8 protein-coding genes and 1 rRNA gene are annotated in these 9,400 nt (G+C 74.1%); 2 read left to right on the top strand and 7 right to left on the bottom strand.

What is annotated here, in order from left to right; genetic code table 11:
* Positions 1–577 precede the first annotated feature (577 nt).
* Both ACFXDE_RS43165 and ACFXDE_RS43170 read left to right on the top strand, forming a co-directional pair.
* The gene (locus tag ACFXDE_RS43165; protein ID WP_380499696.1) at positions 578–1,132 is read left to right on the top strand and encodes a LemA family protein; all 555 of its coding nucleotides are present in this window, start codon (positions 578–580) and stop codon (positions 1,130–1,132) included.
* The gene (locus ACFXDE_RS43170) at positions 1,129–2,658 is read left to right on the top strand and encodes a DUF2207 family protein (RefSeq protein ID WP_380499697.1); all 1,530 of its coding nucleotides are present in this window, start codon (positions 1,129–1,131) and stop codon (positions 2,656–2,658) included. The genes ACFXDE_RS43165 and ACFXDE_RS43170 overlap by 4 nt, the downstream gene beginning before the upstream one ends.
* Before the next feature lie 24 nt (positions 2,659–2,682).
* Here the strand turns inward: ACFXDE_RS43170 and ACFXDE_RS43175 are convergent, their stop codons facing one another.
* The 7 genes from ACFXDE_RS43175 to rrf form a co-directional block, all read right to left on the bottom strand.
* Positions 2,683–4,746: a sensor histidine kinase gene (locus ACFXDE_RS43175; RefSeq protein ID WP_380499698.1), complete on the bottom strand. Its 2,064-nt coding sequence runs from the start codon at positions 4,744–4,746 to the stop codon at positions 2,683–2,685.
* 110 nt (positions 4,747–4,856) lie between these two features.
* Complete coding sequence (locus tag ACFXDE_RS43180; RefSeq protein ID WP_380499699.1) at positions 4,857–5,423, bottom strand: hypothetical protein; 567 nt, start codon at positions 5,421–5,423, stop codon at positions 4,857–4,859.
* A complete protein-coding gene (locus tag ACFXDE_RS43185) occupies positions 5,420–6,820 on the bottom strand; it encodes a hypothetical protein (RefSeq protein ID WP_380499700.1) in 1,401 nt (466 codons plus the stop codon). Before ACFXDE_RS43185 ends, ACFXDE_RS43180 begins: the two co-directional genes overlap by 4 nt.
* Positions 6,817–7,626, bottom strand: a complete 810-nt coding sequence (locus ACFXDE_RS43190; RefSeq protein WP_380448634.1) for an ATP-binding cassette domain-containing protein — start codon at positions 7,624–7,626, stop codon at positions 6,817–6,819. Before ACFXDE_RS43190 ends, ACFXDE_RS43185 begins: the two co-directional genes overlap by 4 nt.
* Positions 7,627–7,754: 128 nt before the next feature.
* The gene (locus ACFXDE_RS43195; protein WP_380499701.1) at positions 7,755–8,570 is read right to left on the bottom strand and encodes a zf-HC2 domain-containing protein; all 816 of its coding nucleotides are present in this window, start codon (positions 8,568–8,570) and stop codon (positions 7,755–7,757) included.
* A gap of 20 nt (positions 8,571–8,590) precedes the next feature.
* Positions 8,591–9,151, bottom strand: a complete 561-nt coding sequence (locus tag ACFXDE_RS43200; RefSeq protein WP_380448637.1) for an RNA polymerase sigma factor — start codon at positions 9,149–9,151, stop codon at positions 8,591–8,593.
* Positions 9,152–9,317: 166 nt separating this feature from the next.
* Positions 9,318–9,400: ribosomal RNA gene (gene rrf / locus ACFXDE_RS43205) — 5S ribosomal RNA — on the bottom strand; the annotation flags it as partial.

Consider the following 9,400-nt stretch of genomic DNA (forward strand, 5'->3'; position numbering starts at 1 on the left):
CTTCCAGCGGGCCCTCCGGGCGCTTCGTTCTTTCGTGTTTCCAGCTTATCAGATGTTTTCCGCTCCGTTTTCCGGGGCTTCGTCATCCAACTTGCTGCTGTCTTGACCGGAGCTTTACGCCCCGTCCGACGTCCTGAACTCTAGCCGATCCCCGCTCCGAAAAGCGAATCCGACCGAAGTCAGGCCACAATCCCGATAAACACACATGCCAAATACGCACCGAGCCGCGACAGGACGCGACCCGGCCCGGACCGGGAAGTGGTGTTTCAGAGGATTGGCCGCCCCGGGACCGTCCGCGCCGATGCGTGTCCGGTGCTCCCTGCCAAGCGGCTGACTGACAGTACTCCTACTCCGCGTCGGACACAAAATGCCCAGCTCGCGGCCGGTCCGACCATGTGACCCCCGGAGCGGCAGCCGCGGGGTGCCGACCGTGCCACCCGGCCCGGGTCCGGTCGTGGCCGGCTCCCTCTCACTTATTCGCAGCGCCCAACCGGTTAGCACGCCTAGGATCTGCCCGACCTACCGGATCGGCCGGAACACGAGGTCACGTTTATCGGGGGGCATCGTGGGTGTCGTCGTGGGTGGAGTCGTCGCCGTACCGGCAGTGGCGCTGGTGTGGTGGGTGGTCCGGACGTACAACCGGCTGGTCCGGCTGCGGAACCAGACGCAGGCGTCCTGGGCGCAGATCGACGTCCAGTTGAAGCGCCGGCACGAGCTGATACCCAACCTGGTCGAGGGCGCCCGCGGGTACGCGGCGCACGAGCGGGCCACGCTGGAGGCGGTCGTGACCGCCCGCGGGGCCGCGACGGACACCGGTCTCGGGGTCGCCGGCAAGGCGGCCGCGGAGGACGTGCTGACCGCCTCGCTCGGCAAGTTGACCGCCCTGGGCGAGAACTACCCGCAGCTGAAGGCCGACCGCCACTTCGCCGCGCTGCAGGCGGAGTTGGCCACCGCCGAGGACAAGATCGCCTACGCGCGGCAGTTCTACAACAGCGCCGTCCAGAGCTACCACACCGCGCTGGAGAGTTTCCCGGGCAACGTCGTCTCCGGGATCGGCGGCGCGCACGGGCGCCGGGAGTACTTCGAGGCCGGGGCCGCCGCCCAGGAGGCGCCGCGGGTGACCTTCGCATGAGCATGAGCCTTGAGGACCAGTTCTACTGGTCCGGCGCCGGCCTGTTCGTGCTCTGGCTCGCCGCCTTCGGGCTCGCCCTCGTGGCCACCCGGAACGGCGCCGTGCACGCGGCCCCCGCCACGCAGGAGTTCGGCCCCGAACCGGAGCGGCCGGCCGTCGTGGCCCTGCTGACCAACCGGTGGCGCTCCGTGGACCACGCCGCCGCGGCGACCCTGCTCGACCTCGCGGCGCGCGGCCTGGTCGAGGTGCGCCAGCCCGCGGACGACCCGGCGCAGAGCACGGTGCACGTCACCGGCACGGACGCGGACACGGGCGACCTGACGCCGTACGAGCGGCGGGTCCTCGCCCGGATCACCGAGCAGGCGGGCGCAGCCGGCGCCCCGATCGGTGCGATCGCCTTCCGCGCGCAGGAGCGCGCGAGTTCGTGGAACGGCGCGCTGCGCAAGGAGATCGTCGCCGAGGCCCGGCTGCGCGGGCTCTCCCGGTCCCGGTTCGCGCCGCTGCTGTCCGGCGCGCTGGCCGTGGCCGCCTTCGGCCCCGGGGTGCTCCTCGGGCTGGGCGGCCTCACCGGCGGCCACAACATCCGCGCCGCGATCGTGGTCGGGGTCCTCCCGTCCGTCCCGCTGATGTACCTGCTGGCCAGGGCGCTCGGCGAGCGCGCGACGCGGCTCGGCCTGGAACGGGCGGGACACTGGGCCGGCGTCCAGGCCTGGCTGCGGGCGCACGAGGACTTCGCCCCGCTGCCGCCCGCGTCCGTCGCCGTGTGGGACCGCTACCTCGCGTACGGCGCGGCGCTCGGCGTGACCACCCGGACCTCCCGGCTGCTCGGCTTCGACGCGGGCGACAAGCGGCGCGTCTGGTCCTCCTACGGGGGCGCCTGGCGCCCGGTGCGGATCCGCTACCCACGTCTTCGCCCCGGCTTCGGCGCGACTCCCGCCCAACTGCTCCGACTGGCCGGCGCCGCAGCGGTGGTGGCCGTCGGCCTGGTCCTGTTCGCGGCGCTGCGCCGGCCCGAGTGGGCCGTCACGTCCGGCCCCGACGCGAGCCACTCGCTGCGCCGCCCGGGCCTGCTGCTGACCCTCGGCTGGGTCGGCATCGGGCTGCTGGCGATCGCGGCGGCCGGCCGCTTCAGCCGGTGGACGCTCTTCCTGGCGTTCCTCGCGACGATGCCCGGCAACTACGCGAGCGGCCACGGCTGGCTGACCCACGGCATGGACGGTTCGGGCCCCCTGCCGGGCGAGACCGCCGCGATCGCCGTCTTCGGCGCGGTCACCGGCTACTACCTGGTCCTCGCCGTCCTGGAGCGCCGCGCGCCGCTCACCGTCACCGGCGAGGTGCTGCGCCTGGAGCCGCGCAAGCGCGAGAAGGCGCCGCGGTTCCTCGCGGTGGACACGGGCGACTCGGACCGCACCGTCGCCTGGGCCCTGCCGGCCGGGGCACCGGAGCTCGCGCCGGGAAGGGTGGTCCGTCTGTCGGTGTCGCCGGGTACCCGGGCGGTCAGGTCGGCGGAGCCCGCCGCCGTCTGACCGCGCCCCACCCACCGGCCGTGGTCAATCCGCGCGGCCGCGCGGGAGAACGGCGCGGACGACGGCGCCGGCGGGGGCGTTGGCGGCCGTGAACGTCCCTCCGAGTTCCTCGGCGCGTTCGGCCATCGAGCGGAGGCCGACCCCGGCCGTCGAGTCGCCGCCGGCCGTGGAGCCACCGCCGGGGAAGCCGGTGCCGTTGTCGGCGACCTCGACGGTGACCCGGTCGGCCGGAGCGTGGAGCGTGAGCCGGGCGGAGGTCGCACCGGAGTGACGGACCACGTTGTTGAGGGCCTCCCCGCTGATGCGGTAGACGGCGACCTCGACGGCGGCCGGAAGCGCGGGCAGCGGGTCGGGGCGCAGGTCGAGGGTCACCTTGAGCGACCGGCTGCCGAAGGTGTCGGCGAGCTGCCGCAGCGCGCCGGCCAGGCCCTCGCCGTCGAGGCAGGCGGGGGCCAGGCCGTCGGTGATCCGGCGCAGTTCGGTGATCGCCCGGCCGATGCCCGTGGACGCCGCAGTGAGCGAGGTGGCCGCGGTGGAGCCGCCGGGCAGGCCGGAGAGGGCGGTGTCGATCCGCAGGCGCAGGCCGGAGAGGGCGGGGCCGAGACCGTCGTGGAGGTCGTGGCGGAGCCGGCGCCGCTCCTCCTCGCGGGCCAGCACGAGCCGCTCGCGGCTGGCCCGGAGGTCCTGGTAGAGGCCGAGCGAGGCGATCGCGGGCGAGGCCTGGTCGGCGAGGAGGCTCAGCACCGCGCGGTCCTGCCGGTCCAGTTCGGTCTGCCCGGGGCGCGGTGGCACCAGCAGTTCGCCGATCCCGGCGCCCTCGTAGGTGAGCGGGAAGGCTTCGTACGCGGGGGGAACGGCCTCTCCGGGCAGGTCGGGCCTCCCGAACCGGGCCAGTTCGCGCGGCCCGCAGCGGGTCCGGACCCGGACGGCGGCAACGGGAAGCCCGAGGGCCTCCACGACCGTGCGGCACAGCAGCGGCGGCGCGTCCGCCGGGTTGACGGCATGGCTCATCCGCTCCGCCAGCTGCCGCACCAGCTGGTACGGGTGGGCCCGCTCGCCGTAGTAGTACCGGTCCACGGCGCGCTCCACACCCCGGGCGGCCGGTCGCAGCAGCACACCGATGACCCCTGCCGTGGCCAGCTGCCACCACCGGGCGCCGGTGCCGGTGCCGGGCAGGAGGCGGTGCGTCAGGTAGACGGCGAGCAGCACGACGACGAACAGCAGCGTGCAGAAGGCGTAGGCGGTCAGGTAGCGCCGGGTGACCCGGTCCAGGGAGAGCCGGCGGTCGCGCCGGAAGGCGGCGAGCGGCACCAGCATCCAGGCGGCCTCACCGGCCACGATGACCGCGTACGGCAGCCACGCGGGGTAGTCGCCGAGGTAGTGCGGGACGGTGGCCAGCGCGGCCCACACCCCGTAGACGAGCGTGACCTCGAACAGGTGCGGGTGCGATCCGGGCGAGCGCCACCAGCGGACCCCGGCCACCGTCAGGGTGAACACGAGGCTGCCGGCGAACACGTCCATGCCGTGCGGGCCGAGCCAGCCCTCCAGCCAGGCGAACAGCGCGGTGCCGTGGAGCGGGTTGGGCAGGGTGTCGAACGCGGGCACCCGGGCGGTGTTGGCGAACGCGAGCACCGCGCTCCAGGCGGCCACCAGTACGGTGATCGAGCGCCAGATCCCGCCGGGCAGCCGGGCGTCGGGGAGCCAGAGCGGGAAGCCGATCACCAGGAAGGCGTTGACGACGTCGGCGGCCAGCACGAGCGCCATGACCGCGCCGGTGACCGCCGGGCCGGCACCGGCCAGCGCGGCGGCGAGGAGCACCACCATGCGCAGCGACTGGAGCAGCCCGCTGACCACCAGGAGCGTGCCGAGCGCCCGGCTGTTGCCGTTGACCACCAGGAACAGCCCGGCGAGGGTGAAGATCAGGCCGAGCGCGACCCAGACACCGTCGTAGAAGTAGTGTCCGCCGACGCCCTCCGTCCCCGGGTGGGTGAGTGCGAGGAGCGACCACACCGCGGCGCTCGCCAGCGTGCCCGCGGCGACCGCCAGGGCTCCCACGCCCAGGCCACCACCGTTCCCGAACCCGCTCATCCGCTCACCGCCTCCCTGGTCCTCCCCATGGTCTCCGCGCCCGCGTCCCGACCGCACGGGCCACCGGTCCCGGTTCCGACGGGACCGGTGGCAGCCGCTGCCCGGCCCCCCTACTCCCTCGGGCCGGTCGCCGCGTACAGCGTCGTGCCGAGGGCCAGCAGGGTGAGGGCCGTCGCGGTGGAGGCGGGGGTGTCGGGGGGAAACGTCATCCAGTGGAGCACCTCACCTGCGGTGCCGCGCGGGGATGGGGTCAGGAGGGTGAAGGCGAGCCAGCCGACCGGGAGGGTCCAGGCGAAGTGGGCTCCGCACAGGACCGCGCCCAGGGCGGCCAGGCCGGTCAGCCCCGCCGCGGCGCGGACGACCACCGCGGTGGGGGCCAATTGTGTTCCTGCCGCCTGGACGGCCAGCAGGGCCGCGCCGGTGAGCAGGCCGATGAGCAGGACGTGAGCCGCCCGGCGGGGCGCCCAGCGGATCGCGGCCGTCCGTTCCAGGGTCACGTCCCGGCCGCCGAGTCCGACGGAGGCGGCGGCGACGGTCGTGGTCAGGACGAGGATCGCCGTCCCCACCTCCGCGTGCTCCGGGCCGTCGAGGGCCCAGAGCGCCGCCGTGACGAGGGCGATCGCGGCGGCCGACACGGGCACCTGGCGCGAACGGGCGTACAGGGTCAGCCACCTCATCGGGCCGCCTCCCCGGTCAGTGCCCGGAGGTGGCCGTAGCCCGAACAGGAGACGGTCGCGGCACGCAGTTCCGCGATCCGGGAGCGCTGCTCGGCCGGCGGCAGTGCTGTCAGCCTCTGCCAGGCGTTCTCGGCCTCCGCCCAGGTCGTGAGTTCGTACGCCTCGGTGCCGCGGTCCTCCAGCGGCTGGAACCGTGCGTCGTGGAGGGCCCAGCTCACGGCGATGCTCTGGACGGCGACGCCGAGGCGGCCCCCGCCCTCCCGGTCGTTGTCCCCGTGGCAGGTCGGTGCCAGGCCCTTCCCGATCAGCACGCGGGTCAGCTGGTCACCCGTCGCGTCGCGCAGCAGCCGGTCGTCGAAGTCCACCAGCACCACGTCGGCGGAGAGGGCGCGTTCGGCGCCGAGCGCGTAGAGCGCGGTGTCCTCCCGCACCGAGGTCGGCGCCGTGTCGCCGAGGACGTCGTGCAGCACGCGCAGCGCCTCCTTGCCGCGCTGTGCGAGCTCGGGCAGGCGGTCGTGGTTCGCCTGCGTCACGCACACCGGCCCGTCGCAGACGAGCGCGGCGGCCGCCTTGTCGACGACGTAGGTGTCGCGGGCCTCGGCCGGGAGGACCGCCAGGGCCAGGGCCGCGCCGGTCAGGACGGGAACCACCCCGAGCAGCCGGCTCCGGCGCGTCGTGGCGGCCAGGAGGGCGAAGCCGGTGCCCAGCAGTCCGAGCAGCCAGAGCGTCTGGCCGAGGTGCACGGAGCCGGACAGGGTCAGCAGCATCTGCCGCGGATCCACGGTCACCGGGGAGAACAGGGCGAGCCGGTTCGGCGCCATGCCCGACGGCAGGGCCCCGTCGCCGCTCTGCCGCAGCAGGAGGCTCCCCAGCATCAGGAAGGTCACCACCAAGGCGGGCGGCGTGAGCACGGACGGGAGCGCCCGCGCGACGCCCATGCCGAACACCGCCCCCGCGACGAGGGCCAGCACCGCCACGAGAGAGATCGGCAGCCAGCCGAGGGACATGTACGTCGTCCGGCCGAGGGCCACCTCGACCCCGCCCACGATGAGCAGGAGCCCGAAACCGCAGGACACCCCCAGCGCCATCGCGCCCGCCGGCAGCGCCGCGCGGCGCCAGGCCGGACTCGGCGTGGTGCTCAGCAGCTCGCCCATCCGCGAGCGGGAGTCGCGCAGCCCGTACGCCGCCCCCAGGCCCACCACCAGCGGCCACCAGAACCCGAGCAGGTACCGGGTCCACATGGCCATGGTGGTCCACTGGGCCGTCCACCCCGCGTTGCCCCGCCACCAGATGCCGTCGATCAGGAAGAAGACCGCCAGGCTGCCCAGCAGCACGACGCCGCCGGCCCACGGCGCGGCCGAGCGCTTCAGCTCGGTCCGCAGCACCCGCCCGTTCACCACGTACCCCCCGGCTGCCCGGAGTTGCTCAGCAGCGCCGAGTAGCCGCGCTCCAGCGGACTGTCACCCGGGTGCTCGGGGCCACCGGCCGCGGCCAGGGCCTCGGGCGTGCCCTGGAACACGAGGCGGCCGTCGGCGAACAGCACCACGTCGGAGCAGGCCGCCGCGACGTCCTCGACCAGGTGGGTGGAGACGATCACGCAGGCCTCGCGGCCCAGTTCCTGCAACAGCTCGCGCAGCCGCAGCCGCTGCGCCGGGTCCAGGCCGACCGTCGGCTCGTCCAGCAGCAGCACCGTCGGGTCGTTGACGATGGCCTGGGCGATGCCCGCCCGCCGCACCATGCCGCCGGACAGCGTCTTCATCCGGTGGTCGGCGCGATCGGCGAGGCCGACCCGTTCCACGGCCCGCTGGACGGCCCCGGGGATGTCCGCCTTCGGCACCTCCTTCAGCCAGGCCATGTACTCGACGAACTCGCGCACCGTGAAGCGCTTGTAGTAGCCGAACTCCTGGGGCAGGTAGCCGATCCGGCGCCGCAGCGCCCGGTGGTCGCCCAGCGCGCTCACGGGGGTGCCGAGCAGCTCCAGCGAGCCGGCGGCGGGGCGGAGCACGGTGGCCAGGGCACGGATCAGGGTGGTCTTTCCGGCGCCGTTGGGCCCCAGGAGGCCGTGGGTGCCGGTGCCCAGGGCGAGGTCCAGCCCGTCGACGGCGAGCTTCCGCCGCCCGGCGCGCACGCTGAGGCCGGTGGCCCGGACCTCCCAGGCGTAGGTCTTCGGCGCGATGTCGACCGCGCTCGTCACAGGTGTCATGGATGGTCCCTTTCGGGGGGCATCGATTGGGTTTCGAAGGTCTGGGGTTTTGAGGGTCTGGGCTTCGAAGCTCTGGGATTCGAGGCTCTGGGCTTCGAGAATCTGGGCTTCGAGGGTCAACGAGGGCTTCAGAGAGCCGAGTAGACGTTCCGACGGGCGACCACGGCGCCGACGCCGAGCGCGAGGAGCAGTCCCCACAGGGGCAGGACGTGCGCCTCCAGGACGACGGGAACGCGCTGGGTGAACCAGGCGGGTGCCACGACGGCGACGCCCCACACGGCGGCCAGTCCGGCGGCGGCGCGGGTCACCCCGACGACGCTGCCCAGCGCCAGGGCGGCGGAGGTGAAGGCCAGGGAAGGCAGCAGCCACTGCGCGGCCGTCATCGCCCCGGTCAGCCAGCCGTGCACCAGCAGCCCCGGCAGCACGACGCCGAGCACCGCCGCGGTGCGGCGGAGGAGCAGGGGCAGTCCGGCGCGGGCGGTCGACGCCGTCAGTTCGTGCGCCGGATCCAGGCCGCGCGACCACGACACCGCCACACCGCACAGCGGCAGCACGGGCGCGACCAGCAGCAGGAGCGAAGGGCTGCCGAGGGTGGCCGACGACGCGCCCCCGTCCAGCAGCAGAGCGGCCAGTGTGACGGCGGCGGTCATGGCCAGCCAGGGAGCCATGACGGGCGTCAGCCAGGCCGTCACCCAGCGGGGCCTGCGTCGCCGGGCGGGCGCCCGGACGGCGGCGGCCAACTGCGGTTCCAGACCGGCCCGGACGGAGTCGACGAGCGCGGCGATCCCGGGTGCCTCGCCGGGGACCGCGGCCGCCAACCGACCGCGGCACGGCGCGCACGTCTCCAGGTGGGACTCCAGCGCCCACAACGTGTCCGCGGGCAGTTCGACGTCACCGCGCGCGTAGTCGGCGATGAGCCCCCCCGACGCGTGTTCCGGGCTCATGCCACCTCTTGTGCCAGTGCTCATGCCAGTTCCTCCCGCATCGCGATCCGGGCCCTGCGGGCACGCGTCTTGACGGTCCCTTCGGGCAGCCTGAGCAGGACGGCCGTCTCCCGCACGGACAGCCCGTCGAGCACCATGGCCTGCAGGACCTGCCGCAGTTCCGGCGCCAGCCGCCGCAGCGCATCGCCGACGTCGCCGCCGACGGTCCCCGCGAGCGCCTCCTCCTCCGCCGCCGGCACCACCGCCGACTCGGCGGCGGCGACGGGCGGTTCGGCGTGGTGCGCGCGACGCCGGAAGGCGTCCACCAGCCGGCGCGCCGCGATCGTCCACAGCCACCCGACGGCCGTCCCGCCCACCGCGCTCCCGGCGAACGCGCCGGCCGCGCGCCACACCGCCAGGTACGTCTCCTGCATGACCTCGGCGACGATCTGCTCGTCCGAACAGCGACGGCGCAACCGCACCGCCAGCCACGGCGACGTCCGGCGGTACAGCTCCTCGAACGCCCCGCGGTCACCTCTGGCAACCAGGCGGAGGAGTCGCTCCTCGTCCAGCTCGTCCAGTGCTCTCCTGCGTGATCTCACACCAGCCAGACGCCGGATGCGGCGTGCAGGTTCTTGATTCGGCGTGACCTGCGTCACAGCCGGCGGCGCTCGGGGCGTCCGGGCGTTGTGTTCGGGGCCTTCGGAGCGTTCGGGAAATGCGAAAAGCCCCTGATCCGAATGGATCAGGGGCTTTTCTTGAATGATTGTTCGGCGGCGTCCTACTCTCCCACAGGGTCCCCCCTGCAGTACCATCGGCGCTGTGAGGCTTAGCTTCCGGGTTCGGAATGT

Origin of the sequence: Kitasatospora sp. NPDC059408 (assembly GCF_042751525.1) — a bacterium.
Taxonomy (GTDB): Bacteria; Actinomycetota; Actinomycetes; order Streptomycetales; family Streptomycetaceae; genus Kitasatospora.

Coding starts and splice junctions, on each gene's coding strand:
- ACFXDE_RS43175 (WP_380499698.1), bottom strand. CDS start 4,746: ATGAGCGGGTTCGGGAACGGTGGTGGCCTGGGCGTGGGAGCCCTGGCG.
- ACFXDE_RS43180 (WP_380499699.1), bottom strand. CDS start 5,423: ATGAGGTGGCTGACCCTGTACGCCCGTTCGCGCCAGGTGCCCGTGTCG.
- ACFXDE_RS43170 (WP_380499697.1), top strand. CDS start 1,129: ATGAGCATGAGCCTTGAGGACCAGTTCTACTGGTCCGGCGCCGGCCTG.
- ACFXDE_RS43195 (WP_380499701.1), bottom strand. CDS start 8,570: ATGAGCCCGGAACACGCGTCGGGGGGGCTCATCGCCGACTACGCGCGC.
- ACFXDE_RS43190 (WP_380448634.1), bottom strand. CDS start 7,626: ATGACACCTGTGACGAGCGCGGTCGACATCGCGCCGAAGACCTACGCC.